The sequence below is a fragment of the Nonomuraea sp. NPDC052116 genome (genome assembly GCF_040680035.1).
GTDB lineage: Bacteria > Actinomycetota > Actinomycetes > Streptosporangiales > Streptosporangiaceae > Nonomuraea > Nonomuraea angiospora_A.
In genome coordinates this window covers 45,578-67,146 of the sequence record NZ_JBFAWA010000045.1, presented here as the reverse complement: position 1 = coordinate 67,146, position 21,569 = coordinate 45,578, and the positions used below count along the sequence as shown (strand labels likewise).

Below are 21,569 nucleotides of genomic sequence, written 5' to 3'. Positions count from 1 at the left end.
TCGACCTTCAAACGCAGGCGCCCGCCTCGCGGCGGGCGCCTGGCCGGAGGTGTCAGCGCTCGGCCTCGGTGTGCTTGCGGTCCAGGTCGGGGAACGGGGACGGCTCCTCGACGCCCTGGGTGAGCTGGCGCGGGCCGTCGGGGCTCTCGGCGTCCTGGGCGTCCGCCACCGCCTCGGCCGCAGCCTCCGAGGCCTTGGCCACCTCCTCGTCGAACTCCGATGTCTCCGGCGCCTCCTCCCGCGTCGCCGCCGACCGGGGCAGGGCCTCCGTGAACGCCCGGGAGACCCCCTGCAGCGCCGAGGTGACCTCGCTCGGGATCACCCAGAACGTGTTGCCGTCACCCTGCGCGAGCTGCGGCAGCACCTGGAGGTACTGGTAGGCCAGCAGCTTCGGGTCGGGGTCGTTGCGGTGCACGGCCTGGAAGACCTGGTCGATGGCGCGCGACTGGCCTTCGGCCTCCAGGATGGCGGCGGTGCGCTGGCCCTCGGCACGCAGGATGCGGCTCTGCTTGTCGCCCTCCGCCGTGAGGATCTGCGACTGCCGCTGGCCCTCGGCGTTGAGGATCGCGGCGCGCTTGTCGCGTTCGGCCCGCATCTGCTTCTCCATCGCGTCCTTGATGGTCTTGGGCGGGTCGATGGCCTTGATCTCGACGCGGTTGACGCGGATGCCCCACTTGCCGGTGGCCTCGTCGAGCACGCCGCGCAGCTGGCTGTTGATGGTGTCGCGCGAGGTGAGGGTCTTCTCCAGGTCCATGGAGCCGACGACGTTACGCAAGGTAGTGACGGTGAGCTGCTCGACGGCCTGGATGTAGTTGGCGATCTCGTACGCCGCCGCCCGCGGGTCGGTGACCTGGAAGTAGAGGACGGTGTCGATCTCGACGACCAGGTTGTCCTCGGTGATGACGGGCTGCGGCCGGAAGGAGACGACCTGTTCACGCAGGTCGATCATGGGGTAGACGCGGTCGACGTAAGGGATGACGAAGTTGAGACCCGGCTTGAGCGTGCGGTGGTAGCGGCCGAGGCGCTCGACGTTGCGGGCCCGCGCCTGCGGGACGATCCGCACCGCCTTGAGCACGGTGAACACCGCGAAGAGTATGACGAGCAGTCCGACCAGCAACAGCGGATCCATGAGTCACTCCCGGGGATATACGAGGGCTGTCGCCCCTTCGATCTCGATGATGTCGACGGTCGCCCCTGTGGGGATCACCAGCGTCTCGTCGTAGGCGCGCGCCGACCACTCCTCGCCCCCGATGCGCACACGACCGTCGCGGCCCGTCACCTCCGAGACCACGTAGGCGGGCTTGCCGACGAGTGCTTCCACGCCGAACCGCTGCAGCGGAGGCTGCTTGATGTGGCGCATCGCGATCGGCCTGAGCACCATCAGACCGGCCGCGGACGACAGGGCGAAGCAGAGCAACTGCAGGGGGACGGGCAGCCCGATGACGGCGGTGACGGCGGTGAGCAGAGCCGCCGCACCCAACAACCCGAGCGAGGCCGTGAGGGTGAATATTTCGGCCACGCCGAGGACTACCGCGAGGATTACCCAGATGATCCATTCATCCATGTCCGGCCCTCCTGATGGGACAACGGGCCTGAGTTCGCGATCGGTTCCCCCCTCTCTACCGTAATCCCGGAATCAGCCCGGTGGCACCCGTGCACCCACGGGACCGGCTGCGACCAGGGCGCTTCCCTCCCGCCACTTCTCCCACGGGAGCTGCCAGAAACCCCATCCGTTGTCCCAGCCGAGCTCCCGGTCGGTGCCGACGATCGTGACCGGGTCGCCGCGCAGGGAGGTGTGGTAGAACCAGGCCGCCTGGTCGGGCCTGGCGTTGATGCAACCGTGGCTGACGTTGGCCCGGCCCTGCGCCCACACGTTGTCCTTCGCGTGCACGTATTCGCCGCTGTTGGAGATGCGCACGGCGTGGTCGATCAGCATGTCGTAGAAGCCGGGATCGCCCTCGACGCGCCCCGGGGAGACCATGCGGACCGGGTTGCCCTTGTCCATGGTCAGGTGGATGCCGCTGGTCGTGGTGTATTCGGGGGTGGTGGCCATGCCCGCGCTGATGGCCATCCGCTGCGCGATCGCACCGTCGCGGCGGACGACCATCTGGTGGGTCCGGGTGTCGATCGTGCTGGTCTGCCTGCGCCCGACAGTGAAGGCGAAGGTGGAGTCGGTGGTGCCGTAGAGGCCGCTGCCCGCGCGTACGCCGGCCAGATGCGCGGTGACCGTGACCTGCTGGTGGGGCGGCCAGAACCGGTGGGTGCGGTAGATCACCTGGGTGTCGCTGATCCACCGCCACGCGCCCTCGACCGGCGTCTCCGCCTGGACCTCCAGCGCCCGCTCGACGGCCGCCTTGTCCTCCACCGGAGTGTCGAAGTCGATGATGACCGGCATGCCGGCGCCGACCGTCTCGCCCGGCAGCGGCGCCGTCGCGGCCACCTGGAACGACCTGACCGCGGCCCGGGTGTGGAAGCGGCCGACGGCGACCGTGGCCGGACCGCCGGCGCCGGTCGCCGTGACCGTCACCGAGTATTCGGCCGCGGGCTTGAGCGTCCAGGCGGAGCGCCACATCGTGTGAGAGCCGTCGAGCCGGCCGGGCACCTGCTCCCCGCCCTCCGAGACCAGCACCCGGCTGAGCGTGCCGCCGCGGGCCCTGACCACCAGGCCGCGGTCGGTGCGGGCCCGCGTGGAGTCGAACGCGGGTGAGATCCGCACGACCGGGGGCGCGGACGGGGCCGTGGCCGGCGCCGAGGAGCAGCCGCAGACCAGGAGGAGGAAGGCGACACAAGTCAGCACGGCCCGCCGCATGTCACTCCTGCTGTCCGAGGGAAGGGGGTGACATCAGGGTAGCGGCGAGTCAGCGGTCAAGCACGTTGAGTCACCTATACGATAATTCCGGAAACCTCCCCCAATGTCACGGCGCCGGCGGTGGCCCGGATCGTCACCGTGTCCCCGTCCTCCAGGAACGAGCGCGTCTCACCGCTCGCGAGCTTGAGCGGGTCGCTCCCGTTCCAGGTCAGCTCGATGAACGAGCCGCGCTCGCCGCGCGAGGGCCCCGAGATTGTGCCGCTGGCGAACAGGTCTCCGGTCCGCAGGGAGGCCCCGTTCACCGTCATGTGCGCGAGCATCTGGTCGGGCGTCCAGTACATGCTCGCGTACGGGGGCCGCGACACGACCTCCCCGTTGAGCAGGACCTCAAGGGAGATGTCCAGCCCCCAGTCCGCCCGCCTGCGCAGGTAGTCGGCCGGCTCCGGGTCCTGGGCACGGCCGGGGACGCGGGGCAGCGCCTCCAGCGGCGTGATCCACGGCGAGATCGACGTGGCGAACGACTTGGCCAGGAACGGCCCGAGCGGCACGTACTCCCACGACTGGATGTCACGCGCGCTCCAGTCGTTGACCAGCGTCACCCCGAACACGTGGTCCTCGAAGGCCCCGGCGGGCGAGCCGAGCTCGGTGGGCACACCCACCACGAACCCCAGCTCCGCCTCGATGTCCAGCTTCGCGCACGGCCCGAACGCCCCGCGCCCGAGCTGCCCGTGCGGGCGCCTGACCGGCGTGCCCGACACCACGACAGTCCCGGCCCTGCCGTGGTAGCCGACGGGCAGGTGCCGCCAGTTGGGCTGCAGCGGCTCGGTGCCGGGCCGGAAGATCTGGCCGATGTTGCTCGCGTGGTCGATCGAGCAGTAGAAGTCGACGTAGTCGGCCACCTCGAACGGCATGTGCAGCCGCACCTGCTCCAGCGGGACCAGGTGCCGCTCGGTCACGGCGAGGTCGCCGGTGAGCTTGTTGCGGATCAGCGTCCTGGTGTCGTGCCAGGCCGTCCGCCCGCGGGCCATGAACGGGTTGAGCGAGGGCGCGTCGAAGACCTCGTCGTGCAGGGCGGGCGCCAGGTCGAGCACCTTGTCGCCGTACCGGACGCCCACGCGGGGCGCCTGGCCCGGACGCGAGAACACGCCGTAGGGCAGGTTGTCCACTCCCCAGCTCACGAAATTTCCCTCCGTCACGCGATCAGTCCCAGGGTGCGCAGGTCCTCGACGGGGATGCTGGTGCTGCACGAGCCGTAGCTCACCAGCAGCCGCCGTGCCCGTTTCGCGGTCTCGCTCGGTACGGACTGCGCGAGCCGTACGAGATGCCCGACGTCGGTGGCCCGCAGCACGGGCACCGGGTCGCGCCCGTCCACGGCCTCGCAGACCGCGAGCACGAGGTTCAGGAAGCCGTGCCGGTCGACGCCCAGCGTGGGGTCGAAGTGGCGTACGGCGTGGTGCAGCCCGGCCGTGGCCTTGAACGGGATGTCGTGCTCGACGCAGAACCCGATGAACGCCGCGAGATGCTCCGCCGGCGGGAACGTGTCGGCCGTCAGCCCGCCGCAGCGGACCTTCAGCCCGACCCCGTCGGGCACCTCGACGCTCACCTTCCCCGCCTCCACCTCCACGAAGAGCCGCACGCCCGCCGGCAGCCGGAGCCGGCCGGCCAGCGCCTCGATCGTCAGGCCCGGCGGCAGCCGGGTCTCGACGAAGTCCACGGGCAGGTCGTCGAAGGGGGGCACCTCCTCCTGGTCGAGGATCAGCCCGATCCGCCGCGGCCGGTACTCCATGTCGCGCAGCCGGTGCAGCCGGCTGGCCGGGCACAGGAACCGGTTCGTGAGCACGGAGCTGCCGTGCTCCTGGTCGCGCCGGTTGCGGGCCAGCGCCTCGTCCATGTGCAGGGACGTCGGCGGGAACAGGCCCGCGTCGTCCACGAGTTCGGTGTAGACGCTCATCGTGACCAGGTCCACGCGTAGCCGGTGTCCTCGCAGGACAGCGCGCCCTGCCCGAGGTCGAGCGGGCGGAACGTGTCCACCATGACGGCCTTCTCGCTCGTCGTCGTGATGCCGCGGGAGACCGCGTCGATCACCGCCTCGACCGCACCGGGCTGCGGCCCGTGCGTGAACCCGGCGGGATGCAGCGAGATCGAGCCGATGTCGATGCCCGATCCCTTGCGCGCGGAGTAGTCGCCGCCCACGTAGAACATGAACTCGTCGGAGTCCACATTGTGGTGGTTGTACGGGATCGGCACGGACTCCGGGTGGAAGTCGAGCGGCCGCGGGCAGAAGGAGCACACCACGAACCCCGGCCCCTCGAACGTCTGGTGGACGGGCGGCGGCGCGTGCGTCTTCTTCACGATCGGCTCGAAGTCATCGATGTTGAACGCGTACGGGTAGAGGTAGCCGTCCCAGCCCACCACGTCGAACGGGTGGTTGCGGTAGACCAGCCTGCTCAGCCCGCCCCGCGTGCGCACCAGCACCGGCACCTCCTCGCCCTCGACCGTGAACGGCTCGGCGGGGCTGCGCAGGTCGCGCTCGCAGTAGGGGGCGTGCTCCAGGAACTGCCCGTACTGCGACAGGTAGCGCTTGGGCGGCCTGATGTGCCCGGCCGCCTCGATGGCCAGCACGCTGACCTGGCCGTCCGGCACCCAGCGGTGGATCGTCCCGGTCGGGATGACGATGTAGTCGCCCTCACCGGCCTCGATCACGCCGTACGTGGACTCGAAGCGGACCCGGCCGCTCTGCACGTAGACGCACTCGTCACCCATCGAGTCGCGGTAGAGCTCGCTCGGCCGGTCGCTGACGGCGTACGACAATCGGACGTCGCCGTTGCCCGCCAGCAGCATGCGTCCCGTGACCAGGTCACCCGCGCTGGACAGCTCCTGCGTGCGGAAATGGCGCGGTGAGAGCGGCAGGTTGGGCTCCAGCCGGGTCTCCACCGTCGGCGTGACCGCCTCCGCCTTGACGATCGCGGTCGGCAGGTAGCGGTGGTAGAGCAGCGAGGAGTCGGACGAGAAGCCTTCCTCACCCATCAGCTCCTCGGCGTAGAGACCACCGTCCGGCCGTCTGAACTGCACGTGCCGCTTGCGCGGCACCTCCCCAACGACGCGGTAGTACGGCATCCGCTGCCTCCATGGTGTCCGTTTATCGGACGGATATGTCCTTTATATGTAACAACCGTCCGCCATCGGCCTGGAGATGTCAACCCAGCGCGGCGGCCAGCTCGGCGGCGGCGGCGACCACCCGAGGGCCCGTGGACTCCTCGAGCGGCCCGAACGTCACCACCCCCACCGACGCCTCCAACCAGGGCAGCCCGGTGACAGGCGCGGCGACGCCCCGCGCACCTTCCTGCAACTGCCCCTCCGTCGCGAAGTAGTCATCACGCCCCTCGCGCAGCGCCAGGATCGCCTGCCCCGCCGCGCCTTTCGTCAGCGGATGGCGCGAGCCCTCGCGGTAGGCCACGTGCATGTCGGTCCAGGACGGCTCCACCACCGCCACGGCCAGCCCGTCGCCGCCCTCGGCCACGGTCAGGTGCGCGGTCGCGCCCACGTCCTCGGCCAGCCGCCGCAGCGTCGGCACCGCCGCGGCCCGCAGCAGCGGCTGCACGGCCTGGGCCAGCACCAGCACCCCGAACCCGAGGTGCACCCGCCCCTCGGCGTCCCGCCGCACGAATCCCTCGTTCATCAGCGTCGTCAGCAGCCGGTACACCACGGGACGGCTCAGCGACAGCTCGGCGCTCAGCTCGGTCGGCGTCCGGCCGCCCCTCCCGTCGGCGAGCAGTCTGAGCAGGCGAAGCCCGCGTTCCAGGGTCTGAGCGGATTCAGCGGCCATGCGACCGATTATCCAGTGACTGTTCGCGCTGGTGAGGGAGCGCCGTTGCCTGGACTGAGGAGCGCCGGGAGCGTAGCGACCAGAGCGACGATGGAAGGCAACGGCTCCCCGGCGACCGAGCCCGCCTCCACGGAGTGGAGGCAATAAGCGCGGGTACTTACCCGGAGAGGTCGGGGGGGTGACTATGCGGCAGTGGTGGGTGTTCCTGCTCGCGGGCTTCGCCGTGTGCGCGTTGTCCGCCGCCGTGCCCACGCTCACCATGACGCTGATGTCCCGGCAGCTCCCCCTCGACCCCGTGCACGGGCGCCTGGTCGAGGACACCTTCTACGTCACCGAGGGCATCGAGGTGCACCAGCAGCTCCTGCCCGCCGCGAAGGGCGTCACGTTCCGCCCCGGCTACCTCGCGGTCGGGATCAGGGTCGACCAAGGCGGCCGGCTGTACGGCACGCCGCAGCGCTCCGGCACGTACCTCGCCGCCGTCCGGATGTGCGAGGGGCAGTCGTGCCAGGACCAGCGGCTCACCTTCGTCGTGCTCGGCAACGTGCCGTGGGAGCCGCGTGAGCTGACCTTCCCCGGCCGGGCCGACACCCCGCTGCACGGGGAGATCGGCATCAACGGCGGCCCGTCCGGCGTGCTGCCGACGTTCACCGTGACCGACCGCGCCAAACTGCCCCGCGACGTGATCATCGGGCCCGACGGCCACGTGAGCGGCGTGCCCGCGGCGGCGGGCATCTCCGAGGTGCCGGTGCGGATCTGCGTGGCGGGAAACTGCGCGGGCGTCGTGGTACGGCTCATCATCGCCTGAGCCTGCCTTCCGGCGCACGCGTGGTAGGGCTCGCCTCACCGGAACTCGGCGGCCAGCGGGCATGCTCCCACCCCGCCCGAAAGCGGACACTTCAGGCGTAGTCATTCACCTTTGGAGGCCACGCCATGACCACCGTCCTCGACAACCCCCGCAGAACCGACCCGCCGCCCGTCGTCCACACCGCCGCCATGCTCTGGCTGGTCGCCGTCGCCTTCGGAGCGCTGGAGACCGTGCTGGTGGTCTCCGAGCAGCTGTACACGGGCGCCTCCACGGTCGCCGAACTGCTGCCGCAGGTCGGGATCCGGCTGGCGGTGTTCGCGGGGGCCGCCTTCCTGGCGCTGCGGCTCAAGGCCGGGGTGAACTGGGCGCGCTGGACCCTCGCCGTGACACTCGGCGTCTTCGGCACGCTCTCGCTCGTGATCGGCCCCGTCCAGTGGCTGCTGGCCGGCGGCTCCATCGCCGAGGCCGTCGCCGGGACGGACGCGATGGGGCTGATCTTCGCGGGCAGCCGGATCCTGCACGTGGTGGCCGTGCTGGGGGCGGTGACGCTGATGTTCCAGCCCAGGGCCAACGCCTACTTCAGGTCAGCTTGAGATCGGCTCCCGCTCGGGGGCGCGCAGGTTGCGCACCCCCGGAGCCAGCAGGGCGGCGAGGGTGGACAGCACGATGATGACGGCGCAGGCGAGCAGCGTCTCCTCCGTGCCGAACAGGTCGGCCGCCTGCCCCGCCACCAGCAGCCCGATCGGCCCGAACATCATCGACCCGAGCATGTCGTACGAGCTCACCCGCGACAGCGACTCGGCCGGGACCTCGCGCTGCATCGTGGTCTGCCACAGGACGCCGAACACGTCGAAGCACACACCCAGCACGAACGCCCCGGTCACGATCGCCCAGAGCGGCGCGTCCAGCCCGAGCAGCACGTACGGCAGCGCGGGCGGCAGGCAGAGCAGCACGGCCACCAGGATCGGCCGGCGCGGCCGCAGCCGCATCGCGACCAGCACGCCGACGATCGTCCCGACCGCCTCGCCCGCCAGGAACGCCGACCAGGCCGCGGGCCCGCCCAGCGTCTCCTTCGCGATCAGCGGGCCGAGCACCCCGTGACCGGCCTGGATGGCCATGACCATCAGCGAGAACTGCGCGACCACCACCCAGATCCACTGCCGCGAGCTGAACTCCCGCCAGCCGTCCCGCAGGTCGGCCAGCACCGAGTGCCGCTCCCGCCGGTTCGCGACCGGCTCCATCCGCAGCAGCGCCAGCAGCGCGCCCGCCACCGCGAACATCGCGCCGCTCACCACCAGCGCCCAGCCCCCACCGAACAGCACCACCGTGCCGCCGCCCAGCACCGCGCCCGCCACCCGCGAGGCGTTCTGGCCCAGGCCGAGCAGGGCGTTGCCGGCCTGCAGCCGGTCGGGCGGCACGACCTCGGGGATGATCCCGGTCAGCGCCGGGAACATGATCGCGATGCCCACCCCGGTCACCGCCGCCGCCGCGGACAGCGCGGGCAGCGGGGTCCAGCCGGCGAGCAGCATCGCCCCCAGCGCGAAGAACCCCACCGCCATCAGGGACTCACCGGCCATCATCACCCACTTGCGCGGCAGCCGGTCCGCGAGCACCCCGCCGAACAGGATGAACACGATCATGGGCACCGACTCGGCGGTGAGCACGACAGACAGGGTGGCGGCGGTGGCGCCGGGCAGCCCGAGCACGCCGAACGCCAGGGCCACCGGGGCGAACGCGCTGCCCAGGACCGACAGGGTCCGCGCCGACAGCAGCAGCGCGAAACGGCGATCCCGGAGCAACCCGAGATCGCTGAGATAACTGTGCACCGGCACGCCCCCCTGAAAACAGTCAAACCCCGCCATTCTGCCGAGTTCTCTCGCCGATGTCGCCTGAATATTGGGTCCCGCTGACAAGACCGGAAGCGGAATATGTGCGCGTTTGGCAAGAATCCAGCCTCGATCTCCCGTAATTTGCTAGGACCCTGCTGTCGGCGAGGGGACTCCATTGGGGCGGCTGGTCTATCGCGGTAGATGGACGCTGCTGGCGCTCAGCCTGGTGGCGGCCCTGCTCGTCGCGCCGCTGGCGCTGTCCGGGCAGGCGGTGGGCGGCGGCTTCGAGGACCCGCGCGCCGAGTCGGCGACCGCCGCGCGCTGGAGCGCGGAGTGGTACGCCGGCCAGAGCCCCGACGTGGTCGTCCTCTACCGGCACCCGGCGGTCAAGGTGCGCGACCCGCGCTACAAGAAGGCGGTGCACGACTCGCTGCGCGGGCTGCCGGCCGAGTACGTGCGCGGGATGGTCACGTACTGGACGACGGGGTCGAAGGCGATGGTGTCCAGGGACGGGCATTCGACGTACGCGATCGTCACGCTGAAGGGCGCCAAGCGGGCGAGCTACGCGGCGGTGGCGGCGCGGCTCAGGACCGTCAAGAACCTGCGCGTCGCGGTCGGCGGGCCGGTGCCGGTGCAGGCCGAGCTCGACGGCGAGGCCGCCGCCGACCTGGCCCGCGCGGCGGCGGTCGCGGCGCCGGTGCTGCTGGTGCTGCTCGTGGTGGTGTTCGGGAGCCTGGTGGCGGCCCTGTTGCCGCTGGTCGTGGGGCTGCTCGCGGTGATCGGCGCGCTGGCGCTGCTGCCCGGGGTGTCCGTCTACTCCTTCTATGCCGTCGTGCTCCTCGGGCTCGGGCTGGCGGCCGCGTACTCGCTGCTCCTGCTCAGGGCGTTCAGGGAGGAGATCCAGGGCGGGGCGTCGGACGAGCAGGCCGTGGCGGGCACGGTGGCCACGGCCGGCCGGACCGTGGGCGTGGCCGGGGTGAGCGTGGCCGCGTCGCTGCTGGGGCTGACGCTGTTCCCGCAGCCGTTCCTGGGCTCGCTCGGGCTGGCGGCGGCGGCCGTGGCGCTGGTCGCCTCGGTGATCGCGGTGCTCGTGGCGCCCGCCCTGCTGGGGGTGCTCGGGCGGCGCGTGGACGCGCTGCGCGTCAGGCCCGTGTCCGTACGACGGGACGGCGGGCTGTGGGACGGCGTGGCGCGCCGGCCGGTCGTGTACCTGGTGGCGGTGACGATCGTGCTGGTCGCGCCGGCGGGACCGCTGCTGCGCGTCGAGTTCGGGAACGCGGACCACCGGGCGCTGCCCGCCGCCTCCGAGGGCCGCCGGGTGGCCGAGACGATCGACCGCGACTTCGCCAGGAACGCGCTGTCGCCGATAGACGTGCACGTCGTGGTGGAGCCGCTGGACGGCACCGCTGTCACCGCGCTCGACGTCCGCCCCATCACGGAGCGGCTGGAGCGGCTGCCGCACGTCACCGGGGTCGAGACGGCGGGCCTCTCGCGGCCGAACCGCGCGGTGCGGCTGGCCGTCCGCCACGACCTCGATCCCCTGTCGGCGCAGGCCGGGGACCTGGTCGCCGCGATCAGGTCCGCGGCCCAGGGGCCGGATGTCCGGCAGGTCGTGGTCGGCGGGCCCGTCGCTGCGCGGCTGGACCTCCTGGCCGGCCTCTCCGGCACGCTGCCGTGGCTGGCGGTGGTGGTGTGCTCGGCGATGGCGGCGGTGCTGTCGCTCGCCTTCGGGTCGCTGGTGCTGCCCGTTCCAGCGGTGGTCGCGAGCCTGCTGTCCGCCGCCGCGTCGTTCGGGGTGATCGGGTGGGTGTTCGGGAGCGGCTTCCTGGGTTTCGCCGGCCCTCTGAACGTCTCCGTCGCGCTGCTGATCGGGGTCGTGGCGTTCGGGCTGTCGGTCGTCCACCAGGTGTTCCTGGTCTCGGAGGCGCGTACGGGGGACTCCGCGGTGGCGGAGCCGCGGGAGGTGATCACCGGTGCGGCGCTGCTGATGGTGGCGGCCGGCGGGGCGTTCGCGACGGCCGGGATCGCGGTGGTGAGGCTGCTCGGGGTGGGTCTGTGCGTGGCGGTCGCGGTGGACACCGTGCTGGTGCGGCTGCTGCTGGTGCCCGCCGCCATGCGGCTGCTGGGCCCGGCGAACTGGTGGCCGCTGGGCTCCCGGTCCCCCGCCGGGACCCCGAGCGTTCACGAAGTCGAGCCGCCCCGCGAGAGGCCTTCCCTCCCGCCCGCTCCCCAGAGCGATCGGCGCCCGTTGACGGGCGGGCGGCCCGCGATCACCGTCAAGGGACGGCCGGCCGTCTTCGGCGCGGACACCGATCCGGTGCCGGTGCCCGCCGAGCCCCCGCAGCCGGGATGGGTGAAGGTGGCGGCGGGGCGCACCCGGGCGGTGCGCGCCGACCCCGGCGGCGGCTGGACATGGGTCGAGGTGGACGACTGAGTACTCGTAACAAGCGCGGCCACTTCTCGTCGAATAGTGCGTGAAGAAGCCATAGATCTCATTGAACGTTATTGATCGTCCGGATAGTGTGCGGTATGCCCACGATCATCCCCTGGAAGTAAAGGTGCCATGCGAAAGCGGCTGCGGCAGATCTTCGTCATCGGATTAGCCCTCTCGCTCCTGGGCGTCGGCGTCCCGGCGTGGTCGGAGAACGACCCCCGAGGCTGCAACGACCTGATGTCGGCCGACACCCCGGCGTACGTCGTCTGCCGATGGCTGGCCACCCCTGAGGAGGCCGCGGACATCGCGAAGTTCTGGCTGGACAACGACGGCGAGCACATGCAGGAAGCCGGTCCCGCGAACCCGATCACGGTGGACTGCACCGAAGAGGGCAACTTCTGCCCGACCGACTCCGAGGGCGACGGCGAGATGCACGACGTCGACTCCCCGGACGTCCCCGGCGCCGAGGACGGCGGCACGCCTGACTGCCAGAACGGCGACCAGTGCGGCTACGTCGACCCCACCGGCATCAGCGCCGCCGAGAAGGAGTCCGCGCAGGAGACCCCGGCCGGCAAGGCCGCGCAGGCCGCCGTCCAGACGACCATGCGCCTGTGGATCGAGACCGAGCTGGCCGACGACTACAAGGCCGGCAAGCTGGCCGAGGGCGTCAAGAAGATCGCGGCGCTGGTCGCCGCGCAGCCCGGGGTGATCGGCATCCGGTTCACCTCGCAGCTCGGCTACAACAAGACGTTCGCGACGGCGGACGAGCTGGACAAGTTCGTGAATGAGGCCACGGTCGCGCTGCGTACCGCGGTGCCGGGCAAGAAGCTGTCGGCGCACACGGTGGTGCCGCTGTTCGGCTGCGGCGCGAACGACGCCTGCAAGACCGAGATGACCAAGAAGTACCCGCTGCTCGACCCCGACCGCATCGGCGCCTGGCTTTCCAAGGGCCTGATCGACCAGCTCTCCCTGGACGACGGCCACCTGGGCACCGAGTACGCCACCTGGAAGATCGACGCCACCGAGGCCCAGCGCAACCAGTGGATCCAGGTCCGCGCCCGCGCCTGGGACGCCTACGCGCAGATCGCCAGCGAGGACGCCTCCTTCGCCGCCGCCGGCACCTCCCACCTCAACGAGGAGCAGGCCACCAAGGCGATCACCGAGCGCATCGCCTCCCCGCTCCAGGACGACGCCGCCGAGACGGTCACCCTGTGGACCCGCTGGCAGAACGACCAGGGCCAGGTCAGCCGGGTGTACGGCGAGAAGTGGGCCGCCAACGCCACCTGGGACCAGCTCAAGAAGCTCGACGCGGTCCGCCCCCGCCTGGCGACCATCTACGACCCGGCCAACCCCGAGGTCGACGTGGCCACCGACCTGAAGAACCTGTCGGAGGTCTTCGGCCAGGTCTACCTGCACGCCGCCTGAGACATACCGAAGACGTACGAGACCGGCCAGGAGCGCGATCCGCGCCCTGGCCGGCCGCGTTCACAGGAGTGTCCCGCCCGTCACCTCGAACTTGGCGAGGGCCTCGTCGACCCTGGCCAGCGTGTCGGCGTGGAGGGTGAGGTCGGCCGCCGCCAGGTTCTCCTCGATGTGGGCGGGAGTGCGGCTGCCGGGGATGGTCACCACGTGCTCGTCCTGGTGCAGCAGCCAGGCCAGGGCGAGCTGGGCGGGCGTGATGCCGAGCTGCGCCGCCAGGGCCCTGATCGGGGCGTAGCGGTCGTTGTTGCCCGCCAGGTTCTCCGCCGAGAAGCGGGGCGCGTTGTGCCGGAAGTCGCCCTCGGCGAGCGACTCCACGGTGCCCGTCAGGAAGCCGGTGCCGAGCGGGCTCCACGCCACGATCCCCACGGCGAGCTCCCGCGCGGCGGCCAGCAGGCCGGGGTCGAGGGGGCGCCACATCGACCACTCGTTCTGCACGGCCGTCACGGGGTGGACCGCGTGCGCGGCCCTGAGCTGGGCGGCCGTCACGTTGGACAGGCCGATGTGCTTGACCAGCCCGTCCCGCACCAGCCCGGCCAGCGCGCCGGTCATGTCCTCGATCGGCACGCCGGGGTCGGGATAGTGCGAGTAGTAAAGGTCGATCACGTCGGTGTCGAGGTTGCGCAGGCTGCGCTCCGCGTAGCGCCGGATCAGGCGGGGGTCGGCGTTCACCCGTAGCTCGTTGAACGCGTAACCGACCGGGTGCGACCTGCCCTGCTCACCCTCGGGGATCGCGAGCCCGAACTTGGTCGCGACCACCACCTCGTCCCTGCGGCCCTTGATCGCCCGGCCCACGAGGCGCTCGTTGTGGCCGTCCACGCCGTACGCGTCGCTGGTGTCCACGTGGGTCGCGCCCCCGTCGAGCGCGGCCTTGAGCGCCACCTCGGCGCGGGCGTCGTCGACGTCGCCGTAGACGCCCGGCGACAGGACCATGGCGCCGAAGCCGATGGCGGGAACCCGCAAGCTGCCAAGAGTACGTGTCTTCATGGCCTCGATCCTGCTGCGCGCGCCTCTGCCGCGTCCAAGACCCCTTGGTATAACCATTGGTTATGGACGTGCACCTGCGTGAGCTGCGCTACTTCATGGCGGTGGCCGAGGAGCTGAACGTGACGCGGGCCTCGGAGCGGCTCTTCGTGTCCCAACCGGCGCTGTCCAAGCAGCTCAGGGTGCTGGAGCGGCAGCTCGGGTTCCGGCTGTTCGAGCGGGTGCACAGCGGCGTGGTGCTCACCAGGCAGGGCGAGGCGCTCCTGCCGATCGTCCGCGACCTGCTCGAACGGTGGACGAGCGGGGTCGAGTCCGCGCGGGCCGCGGCGCCCGCCGGGACGCTGGTGATCGGGATGCAGACGGCCGTGGGCAGGGGGCTGCAGCAGGAGGCGCTGCGGGGGTTCCGCACGGCGATGCCGGGGTGGGAGGTGTCGCTCAGGCTGGTGGGCTGGGACGACCCCAGCGGCGGGCTGGCCGACGGGTCCTCTGACGTGGCGTTCATCTGGCTGCCGGTGCCGCCGGGGCTGCGGACGTACGTGCTGGCCACGGAGGGCAGAGGGGTGGCCATGCCGGACGGCCATCCGCTCGCGGAGCTGGCGGAGATCCCGTTCGAGGCGCTGCGCGAGGAGCCGTTCATCGCCCTGCCGCCGGAGGCGGGGCCGCTGCGGGACTTCTGGCTCGCGCGGGACGCCCGCGACGACGAGCCGGTCGTCGGGTTCACCGCGAACACGCCGGAGGAGGTGTTCGAGGCCGTGACCAGCGGGCTCGGGGTGGTGCTGGTCGCCGAGGGGAACGCCGCGCTCTACAACCGGCCCGGGATGGCCTACCGCCCGGTGACCGGGCTGGCTCCCGGGCAGCTCGCCATCGCCTGGCGAGAAGGGGATGTGAGCCCACAAGTCATGGCATTCGTCGACGCGCTACGACGGGTCGCCACTAAGGTCTGACGCGACATCCATTCACGTGGAAGGGTGACCCCCATGAGCGATTACGCCATCACCTTCGACCTCATCGACGCCGACAACGACGGCCGCATCTCCGCCGTCGAGCTCGTGAAGCTGATGGAGGTGCTCGGCCAGCCGGTGACCCTGGAGGCCGCCCAGGAAGGCGTGCTGAAGCTCGACAAGGACGGCGACGGCCTGATCGACCTGGAGGAGTTCGCAGCTTTCCTCCAGAAGTGACAAAAACAAGCTCTTGCTACACATTCTCCTGTTGCCTGGGTCACAATGGCGACGGGAGGGACGATGGTCATCACGAGTGAAATCCCCGTGCAGGCGCTCAGGGCGGGCATCGGCAGGGTCTCGGCAGAGGTGATCGAGGAGATCCAGACCCGGATCCCCGAGTACGCCAGGCCATCGGACGAGCTCTACATCAAGGTCGTCAGGATGGCGGCCGAGCAGGCCATCGAGGGCTTCCTCGACCGCGTCGAGAACCCGGGCGCCCCCTGGGACCCCGAGCCGTTCCGCATGATCGGCAGGGGCGAGGCGGCCGAGGGCCGCAACCTCGAGCCGCTGCAGACCGCGATGCGGCTCGGCGCCCGGGTCTGCTGGCGGCGGCTCACCGAGCTCGCCGAGCCGCTGCGGCTGTCTCCGCAGACCCTGTACGACCTGGGCGAGGCCATCTTCGTCTACCTCGACCAGCTCGCCGACGCGGCGGCCGAGGGCTTCGAGGAGGCCAGGGCGCACGCCGCGGGCGAGACCGAACGCCGCCGCGGCCGCCTGCTCGACCTGCTGCTCAGCCGCCCGCCCGCCAGCGCCGAGGCCATCGCCGAGCTGGCCAAGGCCGCCGGGTGGCGGCAGCCCAGGACCGTCGCCTGCGTGGCGTTCGACGACCGGCACGGCGCCTACCGCGCCCCCGCGCTGCCGCCCGACGTGCTCACCGGGCTGGACAGGCCCGTGCCCTGCCTGCTCGCGCCCGACCCCACCGGTCCCGGCCAGGCCCAGCTGCTCGACCAGGCGTTGCGCGGACGCCAGGCCGCGATCGGCCCCGCCGTGCCCCTCTCGGCCGCCGCGACCTCGCTGCGCTGGGCCGGAGAGGCCCTGGAGCTGTCGCGGCGCGGCATCCTGCCCCGGGGGCCGCTGCGGTGCGCGGACCACATGGCGACGCTGGTGGTGTTCAAGGACGAGGAGCTGGTCGGCACGCTGGCGGAGGCGCGGCTGGCGCCCCTGGCCGACCTGCGGCCCGCCCAGCAGGACCGGCTCGCGGAGACGCTGCTGGCCTGGCTGCGGCACGGCCGGGGCGCGGGCGAGGTGGCCGCCACGCTGCACGTGCACCCGCAGACCGTGCGCTACCGGCTGCGGCAGCTGGAGGAGCTGTTCGGCGACCAGCTCGCCGATCCGGACATCCGCTTCGAGCTGGAGATCGCGCTGCGGGCCAGGCAGGCCGTCCAGGAGAGCACCCGTACCTGAACCTCCCGGGAATCCGGCGGCTCCCGGAGGACGCCTCGGTCAAGGCCCGCTGACCCGGGGACGGGTCAGTGGGAGAGGAGGGCGTCCGTGGTGTCCACCAGCTCGCAGTCCGCGATGGGGCCCTCGCCGACGGCTGCCCAGATGCCCGCCACGACGCCGCCCCCGACCTCCGCGACGCTGAACTCCAGCACCCCCGTCTGGCCGGGCCCGATGACCTTCGGGTCGATGACGAAACCCGGCTCCATGTCCTCGGTCGGCTCCCAGCCCTTCGGGGCCGGGAACACCGACAGCGGCGCCTCCTCCTTGCTGAGGAAGTGGCTGCTGCGCGGCTGCGGGCTGCACTTCTTGCCATGGGGGATGTAGTCCACCACCACGTTCGCCCCCATGGCCCGCAGGTCCTCCTGGAGCCTCTTCGGGTCCTTGGCCTCGTTGATGGTGATGCGGATGAAGCCGTCGGGCCCCTTGGTCACGGCGTACGCCGGAGCCCCGCCGAGCAGCAGCGGGACCGCCACCGCGGCGGCGGCCGCCAGCCCGGCGACGGGGGCCAGAAGGGCCGGGAACCGCCTGCGGGCGGGCCTGCGGTCGATCTCGGTCATCACGAACTCCTTGAGCAGTCGGTGACGGCCCTCGGGAAGATCGCGTTCGGTCGGCCAATTCATCGGATCTCCTCCTTCTCGGGGCCGGGTTCACCTACTACCTGTCGGGTCGCCGGCGGCGGTTCCCCGGCGGCCGCGAGTTTCTTCCTGGCCCGCGACAGCCGGGAGCGCACGGTGCCGACGGGGATGCCGAGCGCCTCGGCCGCCTGGGCGTAGTCGAGTCCGGCCCAGACGCACAGCGCGAACACGTCCTGCTCGTGGCGGCGCAGCCGCCCGTACGCCTGCCGCACCGCCGCCAGCCGCCCGGCGTCGTCGATGCGGCCCACGACCTCGTCGGCGAAGTCGGGCACCTGCTCGCCCCTGGGCAGCCTGGCCAGCGCGTCGTCGTGCCTGCGGGCGGCCCGGCGCACGTTGCGGGCCACGTTGGTGGCGATGCCGAGCAGCCAGGGGCGCAGCGAGCCGCCCTCGGGGTCGATCCGGCCCCGTAACCGCCAGGCTTCGAGGAACGTCAGCGCCATCACGTCCTCGGCCGTGGACCAGTTGGCGGTCAGGCGGAAGGCGTGGTTGTAGACGGATTTCGCGCAGTCGTCGAAGAGCTCGCCGAACGCCGCCTGGTCCCCGTCGCGTATGCGGGCACGCATCGACATATCCACATCTGTCTACTGTCCGCGCGACGCGCCGGGTTCCCGCGGGATCAGCTCTGGCCGTTGTCGAAGTACGCGGCCAGCTCCGCGTCAAGGGGCGGCACGTCGTACGGCATGCCCCCGTCGCGCAGCGACATCGTGGCCATGTAGCCCGCCGCCACGCTCATCCTGGCCGCCACCGGCGAGGTGTCCGTCGCGCCGCCGTCCCGGACGAACCGGCAGAACTCCGCCACGATCTGCGCGTCCGCTCCCCCGTGCGAGCCCTCCGCCGGAGGCACCTTGTACGCGATGTCGCAGTCGTCCCGGTAGGCCGTGGGACCCCGGTTCCAGACCTTGACCGTGTCCCCGGGCTCGTCGCCGAAGTTCTCCAGGCGGCCCTCCGTGCCGATGACCGTGTAGTTGCGCACGTAGTCGGGCGTGAAGTGGCACTGCTGGTAGGCGGCGATGACGCCGTTGTCGAGCCGCATGTTCATCACCGACACGTCCTCGACGTCCACGACGTGGTGCAGGCCGGTGCGCGACGTCGGCGGCCACTCGTACTCCTCGAGCCACCCGTCGGGCCGCGGCGTGCCGGGCTCGCGGCGCGGCAGGTCGCCGTAGACCATGAGGTCGCCGAACGCGTTCACCCTGGTCGTGTAGCCGCCGGCGAGCCAGTGGATGACGTCGAGGTCGTGGGCCGCCTTCTGCAGCAGCAGGCCCGTGGTGCGGGTGCGGTCGGCGTGCCAGTCCTTGAAGTAGTAGTCGCCGCCGTAGGAGACGAAGTGGCGCACCCAGACGGTCTTCGGCTCGCCGATGTCGCCCTTGCGGATGATGTCGCGCATGAGCCGGACCACGCCCATGTGCCGCATGTTGTGGCCCACGTACAGGCGGGTGCCGGTATCGCGGGCGGCGCGCAGGACGTTGTCGCAGCCCTCGACGGTGATCGCCATCGGCTTCTCCAGGTAGACGGCCTTGCCGGCCTGGAGGCAGTCGATGGCGATGCGCTCGTGGGTGTCGTCGGGGGTGTTGACGATGATCGCGTCTAGGTCGGGCCGGTCGAGCAGCTCGCGGTAGTCCCCGGTCAGGAACTCCGCCTCGAACCGCCCCGCCTGGCTCTTGAGCACCGCCGGGTCGGAGTCGCACAGCGCCGTCACGACCGCGCCCCTGCCCGGCCGGTGCGCGTGCAGGGAGAGGCTCGTCCGCAGCCCGAGGCCGATGACTCCGATACGCAGGTCTTCCACTGATGTCCCTTCCCGAATCAGCCGCAGCAGACGCCAGGCTAGTACTCATTTGTGCAGATAAACAGCTTGAATCATGCAGCTCTGAGCAATTTGGAGGATCGGCGAGTCCGCGCGCCACGCCTTTGCTGGGGCGTGAAGCGGAGCTGTGGGGGCACTTAAGAAAGCCTCGATGGACATCCCGGGAGGGGAGAGGGCACAGTGCGTTAGGTTCGGACTGGGGGGAATGGAGCCATGAAAGCGCTGGTCAAACAGAAGGCCGAGGCCGGCCTCTGGCTTGTGGACGTGCCCGAGCCCGAGGTGGGTCCCGGCGAGGTGAAGATCCGGGTTCTGCGGACCGGCATCTGCGGCACCGACCTGCATATCCGGAAATTTGATGACTGGGCGCGGCATACCCTGAAGCTCCCGCTGATCGTCGGGCACGAGTTCTCCGGCCACGTGGTCGAGGTGGCGCCGGGCGTCGAGGACGTCGCCGTCGGCGACCTCGTCAGCGGCGAGGGCCACCTCGTGTGCGGCAAGTGCCGCAACTGCATGGCGGGCCGCAGGCACCTGTGCCGCAACACGGTGGGCCTCGGCGTCAACAGGGACGGCGCCTTCGCCGAATACGTCACACTGCCCGCCTCCAACGTCTGGGTGCACCGGGCCCCCGTCCACCCCGATGTGGCGGCCATCTTCGACCCGTTCGGGAACGCCGTACACACCGCACTGTCCTTCCCCCTGGTCGGCGAGGACGTGCTGATCACCGGGGCGGGCCCCATCGGGCTGATGGCCGCGGCCGTGGCCACGCACGTCGGCGCGCGCAACGTGATGATCACCGACGTCAGCGACGAGCGGCTCGCCCTGGCCGGCAAGCTCGGCGTCTCCCTCGCCCTGAACGTCTCCAGGACCTCGATCACCGATGGCATGCGCCAGCTCCACATGCGCGAGGGCTTCGACGTGGGGCTGGAGATGTCCGGCAACCCGCAGGCCATGCGCGACATGATCGCGAACATGACCCACGGCGGGAAGATCGCCATGCTCGGGCTGCCCGCCGAGGAGTTCGCCGTCGACTGGGCGACCGTCGTGACCTCCATGATCACGATCAAGGGGGTGTACGGGCGGGAGATGTTCGAGACCTGGTACAACATGTCGGTCCTGTTGGAGAAGGGCCTCGACCTCACCCCCGTCATCACCGACCGGTTCCCGTACCAGGACTTCGACGCCGCCTTCGACACGGCCGCGAGCGGCCGCACGGGCAAGGTCATTCTCGATTGGAGCGGAGGAGCTCGGCCGGAGAGCGCGAGGGACGAGCCAACGGAGGCCGAAGCGGCCGCGACCATGAACAGGAGCGCTTGATGTTCACGAACGTGCGGGAGCAGCTGCGTACGACGCTCAACGAGATCACCGAGGCCGGGCTGCTCAAGCCCGAGCGCGTGATCGGCTCCCCGCAGAGCTCGTCGGTGAGCGTCGCCGGGCGCGAGGTCCTGAACTTCTGCGCCAACAACTACCTCGGCCTGGCCGACAACCCCACCGTGATCAAGGCCGCCAAGGAGGCGCTGGACCGGTGGGGGTTCGGCATGGCGTCCGTACGATTCATCTGCGGCACCCAGGAGGTGCACAAGGAGCTCGAGGCCCGCCTGTCGGACTTCCTCGGCATGGAGGACACCGTCCTCTACAGCTCGTGCTTCGACGCGAACGGCGGCGTGTTCGAGACCCTGCTCGACGCCCAGGACGCGGTGATCTCCGACGCGCTCAACCACGCCAGCATCATCGACGGCATCAGGCTCTCCAAGGCCCAGCGCTTCCGCTACGCCAACCGCGACATGGCCGAGCTGGAGGCCCGCCTCAAGGAGGCGTCGGAGGCGCGGCGGCGGCTGATCGTGACCGACGGCGTGTTCTCCATGGACGGATATCTCGCGCCGTTGCGGGAGATCTGCGACCTGGCCGATCGGTACGACGCCATGGTGATGGTCGACGACTCCCACGCCGTCGGCTTCGTCGGGCCGACCGGCCGCGGCACGCCGGAGCTGCACGGCGTCACCGACCGGATCGACATCATCACCGGCACCCTGGGCAAGGCGCTCGGCGGCGCCAGCGGCGGCTACGTCTCGGCCCGCAAGGAGATCTGCGAGCTGCTGCGCCAGCGCTCACGCCCGTACCTGTTCTCCAACTCGCTCGCCCCCGTCATCGCCTCCGCGTCGCTGCGCATCCTCGACCTGCTGGAGACCTCGAACGAGGCCCGCGAGCAGCTCCGCTCCAACACGGCGCGCTTCCGGGGGGAGATGGCCGAGGCCGGGTTCGACATCCTGCCCGGCGACCACCCGATCGTGCCCGTGATGATCGGCGATGCCTCCGAGGCCGCGGCGATGGCCGAACGCCTGCTCGACCTCGGCATCTACGTCATCGGCTTCTCGTACCCGGTCGTGCCGCACGGCCAGGCCAGGATCCGCGTCCAGCTCTCCGCCGCCCACTCCGCGGAGGACGTCGACCGCGCCGTCCAGGCGTTCATCCAGGCCCGCGGCTGACACCCCGCCCGGAAGGGCGGCCGACCGCCGGGGCCCT

At 71.1% G+C, this 21,569-nt stretch carries 21 protein-coding genes; 9 read left to right on the top strand and 12 right to left on the bottom strand.

The genetic code is table 11. From position 1 onward, the window contains the following. Positions 1-52: 52 nt before the first annotated feature. The 7 genes from AB0L65_RS53865 to AB0L65_RS53835 all read right to left on the bottom strand — a co-directional run bounded on the left by AB0L65_RS53865 (position 53) and on the right by AB0L65_RS53835 (position 6,635). The gene (locus AB0L65_RS53865) at positions 53-1,129 is read right to left on the bottom strand and encodes an SPFH domain-containing protein (RefSeq protein WP_363970238.1); all 1,077 of its coding nucleotides are present in this window, start codon (positions 1,127-1,129) and stop codon (positions 53-55) included. Positions 1,130-1,132: 3 nt separating this feature from the next. Beyond that, positions 1,133-1,564: an NfeD family protein gene (locus AB0L65_RS53860; RefSeq protein WP_364263781.1), complete on the bottom strand. Its 432-nt coding sequence runs from the start codon at positions 1,562-1,564 to the stop codon at positions 1,133-1,135. Positions 1,565-1,636: 72 nt separating this feature from the next. Further along, a complete protein-coding gene (locus AB0L65_RS53855) occupies positions 1,637-2,809 on the bottom strand; it encodes an Ig-like domain-containing protein (RefSeq protein ID WP_364263778.1) in 1,173 nt (390 codons plus the stop codon). 74 nt (positions 2,810-2,883) lie between these two features. Then, on the bottom strand, positions 2,884-3,987 hold the full coding sequence (fahA, locus tag AB0L65_RS53850; protein ID WP_364263775.1) for a fumarylacetoacetase: 1,104 nt from the start codon (positions 3,985-3,987) through the stop codon (positions 2,884-2,886). A gap of 14 nt (positions 3,988-4,001) precedes the next feature. Next, positions 4,002-4,775: a hypothetical protein gene (locus AB0L65_RS53845; protein ID WP_364263772.1), complete on the bottom strand. Its 774-nt coding sequence runs from the start codon at positions 4,773-4,775 to the stop codon at positions 4,002-4,004. Further along, positions 4,757-5,926 carry a homogentisate 1,2-dioxygenase domain-containing protein gene (locus tag AB0L65_RS53840; protein ID WP_364263769.1) on the bottom strand — a complete coding sequence of 390 codons (1,170 nt, stop codon included), beginning with the start codon at positions 5,924-5,926 and terminating at the stop codon, positions 4,757-4,759. Before AB0L65_RS53840 ends, AB0L65_RS53845 begins: the two co-directional genes overlap by 19 nt. A gap of 79 nt (positions 5,927-6,005) precedes the next feature. Continuing rightward, entirely contained in the window at positions 6,006-6,635 is a 630-nt protein-coding gene (locus tag AB0L65_RS53835; protein WP_364263767.1) for a helix-turn-helix domain-containing protein, read from the bottom strand. Positions 6,636-6,813: 178 nt separating this feature from the next. Between AB0L65_RS53835 and AB0L65_RS53830 the strand changes: the two genes are divergently transcribed. Continuing rightward, a complete protein-coding gene (locus AB0L65_RS53830) occupies positions 6,814-7,440 on the top strand; it encodes a hypothetical protein (RefSeq protein ID WP_364263764.1) in 627 nt (208 codons plus the stop codon). Positions 7,441-7,565: 125 nt separating this feature from the next. Continuing rightward, positions 7,566-8,033, top strand: coding sequence for a hypothetical protein (locus AB0L65_RS53825; protein ID WP_364263761.1), 468 nt, complete (start codon positions 7,566-7,568; stop codon positions 8,031-8,033). Here AB0L65_RS53825 and AB0L65_RS53820 read toward each other — a convergent pair. Further along, positions 8,025-9,266, bottom strand: a complete 1,242-nt coding sequence (locus AB0L65_RS53820) for an MFS transporter (RefSeq protein ID WP_364263758.1) — start codon at positions 9,264-9,266, stop codon at positions 8,025-8,027. The genes AB0L65_RS53825 and AB0L65_RS53820 overlap by 9 nt on opposite strands. Before the next feature lie 178 nt (positions 9,267-9,444). Between AB0L65_RS53820 and AB0L65_RS53815 the strand changes: the two genes are divergently transcribed. Together AB0L65_RS53815 and AB0L65_RS53810 are read left to right on the top strand one after the other, a co-directional pair. After that, the gene (locus tag AB0L65_RS53815; RefSeq protein ID WP_364263755.1) at positions 9,445-11,703 is read left to right on the top strand and encodes an MMPL family transporter; all 2,259 of its coding nucleotides are present in this window, start codon (positions 9,445-9,447) and stop codon (positions 11,701-11,703) included. A gap of 129 nt (positions 11,704-11,832) precedes the next feature. Then, positions 11,833-13,128: a hypothetical protein gene (locus AB0L65_RS53810; RefSeq protein WP_364263752.1), complete on the top strand. Its 1,296-nt coding sequence runs from the start codon at positions 11,833-11,835 to the stop codon at positions 13,126-13,128. A 60-nt stretch (positions 13,129-13,188) separates the two neighbouring features. On the opposite strand, the gene AB0L65_RS53805 is transcribed toward AB0L65_RS53810, so the two are convergent. Continuing rightward, entirely contained in the window at positions 13,189-14,169 is a 981-nt protein-coding gene (locus AB0L65_RS53805) for an aldo/keto reductase (protein WP_364263749.1), read from the bottom strand. A 62-nt stretch (positions 14,170-14,231) separates the two neighbouring features. Between AB0L65_RS53805 and AB0L65_RS53800 the strand changes: the two genes are divergently transcribed. The 3 genes from AB0L65_RS53800 (at position 14,232) to AB0L65_RS53790 (ending at position 16,571) form a co-directional block, all read left to right on the top strand. Further along, positions 14,232-15,110 (top strand): LysR substrate-binding domain-containing protein, encoded by an 879-nt coding sequence (locus AB0L65_RS53800; RefSeq protein ID WP_364263746.1) that lies wholly within the window; start codon positions 14,232-14,234, stop codon positions 15,108-15,110. A gap of 33 nt (positions 15,111-15,143) precedes the next feature. Beyond that, positions 15,144-15,344, top strand: a complete 201-nt coding sequence (locus AB0L65_RS53795) for an EF-hand domain-containing protein (RefSeq protein WP_364263743.1) — start codon at positions 15,144-15,146, stop codon at positions 15,342-15,344. 63 nt (positions 15,345-15,407) lie between these two features. Beyond that, entirely contained in the window at positions 15,408-16,571 is a 1,164-nt protein-coding gene (locus tag AB0L65_RS53790) for a helix-turn-helix domain-containing protein (RefSeq protein ID WP_364263741.1), read from the top strand. Positions 16,572-16,636: 65 nt separating this feature from the next. On the opposite strand, the gene AB0L65_RS53785 is transcribed toward AB0L65_RS53790, so the two are convergent. The 3 genes from AB0L65_RS53785 to AB0L65_RS53775 are packed head-to-tail and all read right to left on the bottom strand — an operon-like array spanning position 16,637 to position 19,031. Then, positions 16,637-17,230 (bottom strand): hypothetical protein, encoded by a 594-nt coding sequence (locus AB0L65_RS53785; protein WP_364263738.1) that lies wholly within the window; start codon positions 17,228-17,230, stop codon positions 16,637-16,639. Continuing rightward, the gene (locus AB0L65_RS53780; protein ID WP_364263735.1) at positions 17,227-17,808 is read right to left on the bottom strand and encodes an RNA polymerase sigma factor; all 582 of its coding nucleotides are present in this window, start codon (positions 17,806-17,808) and stop codon (positions 17,227-17,229) included. Before AB0L65_RS53780 ends, AB0L65_RS53785 begins: the two co-directional genes overlap by 4 nt. Positions 17,809-17,861: 53 nt before the next feature. Continuing rightward, entirely contained in the window at positions 17,862-19,031 is a 1,170-nt protein-coding gene (locus tag AB0L65_RS53775) for a Gfo/Idh/MocA family oxidoreductase (RefSeq protein ID WP_364263732.1), read from the bottom strand. A gap of 231 nt (positions 19,032-19,262) precedes the next feature. Between AB0L65_RS53775 and tdh the strand changes: the two genes are divergently transcribed. Together tdh and AB0L65_RS53765 are read left to right on the top strand one after the other, a co-directional pair. Continuing rightward, positions 19,263-20,363: an L-threonine 3-dehydrogenase gene (tdh, locus tag AB0L65_RS53770; protein ID WP_364263729.1), complete on the top strand. Its 1,101-nt coding sequence runs from the start codon at positions 19,263-19,265 to the stop codon at positions 20,361-20,363. Beyond that, entirely contained in the window at positions 20,363-21,532 is a 1,170-nt protein-coding gene (locus AB0L65_RS53765) for a glycine C-acetyltransferase (RefSeq protein WP_364263726.1), read from the top strand. The genes tdh and AB0L65_RS53765 overlap by 1 nt, the downstream gene beginning before the upstream one ends. Positions 21,533-21,569: the final 37 nt, after the last annotated feature.

Excerpts from the sequence above, each read along its gene's own strand:
- AB0L65_RS53865 (WP_363970238.1), bottom strand. The coding sequence starts at position 1,129 with ATGGATCCGCTGTTGCTGGTCGGACTGCTCGTCATACTCTTCGCGGTG.
- AB0L65_RS53860 (WP_364263781.1), bottom strand. The coding sequence starts at position 1,564 with ATGGATGAATGGATCATCTGGGTAATCCTCGCGGTAGTCCTCGGCGTG.
- AB0L65_RS53855 (WP_364263778.1), bottom strand. The coding sequence starts at position 2,809 with ATGCGGCGGGCCGTGCTGACTTGTGTCGCCTTCCTCCTCCTGGTCTGC.
- AB0L65_RS53840 (WP_364263769.1), bottom strand. The coding sequence starts at position 5,926 with ATGCCGTACTACCGCGTCGTTGGGGAGGTGCCGCGCAAGCGGCACGTG.
- AB0L65_RS53835 (WP_364263767.1), bottom strand. The coding sequence starts at position 6,635 with ATGGCCGCTGAATCCGCTCAGACCCTGGAACGCGGGCTTCGCCTGCTC.
- AB0L65_RS53825 (WP_364263761.1), top strand. The coding sequence starts at position 7,566 with ATGACCACCGTCCTCGACAACCCCCGCAGAACCGACCCGCCGCCCGTC.
- AB0L65_RS53810 (WP_364263752.1), top strand. The coding sequence starts at position 11,833 with ATGCGAAAGCGGCTGCGGCAGATCTTCGTCATCGGATTAGCCCTCTCG.
- AB0L65_RS53805 (WP_364263749.1), bottom strand. The coding sequence starts at position 14,169 with ATGAAGACACGTACTCTTGGCAGCTTGCGGGTTCCCGCCATCGGCTTC.
- AB0L65_RS53800 (WP_364263746.1), top strand. The coding sequence starts at position 14,232 with ATGGACGTGCACCTGCGTGAGCTGCGCTACTTCATGGCGGTGGCCGAG.
- AB0L65_RS53795 (WP_364263743.1), top strand. The coding sequence starts at position 15,144 with ATGAGCGATTACGCCATCACCTTCGACCTCATCGACGCCGACAACGAC.
- AB0L65_RS53790 (WP_364263741.1), top strand. The coding sequence starts at position 15,408 with ATGGTCATCACGAGTGAAATCCCCGTGCAGGCGCTCAGGGCGGGCATC.
- AB0L65_RS53785 (WP_364263738.1), bottom strand. The coding sequence starts at position 17,230 with ATGAATTGGCCGACCGAACGCGATCTTCCCGAGGGCCGTCACCGACTG.
- AB0L65_RS53780 (WP_364263735.1), bottom strand. The coding sequence starts at position 17,808 with ATGCGTGCCCGCATACGCGACGGGGACCAGGCGGCGTTCGGCGAGCTC.
- tdh (WP_364263729.1), top strand. The coding sequence starts at position 19,263 with ATGAAAGCGCTGGTCAAACAGAAGGCCGAGGCCGGCCTCTGGCTTGTG.
- AB0L65_RS53765 (WP_364263726.1), top strand. The coding sequence starts at position 20,363 with ATGTTCACGAACGTGCGGGAGCAGCTGCGTACGACGCTCAACGAGATC.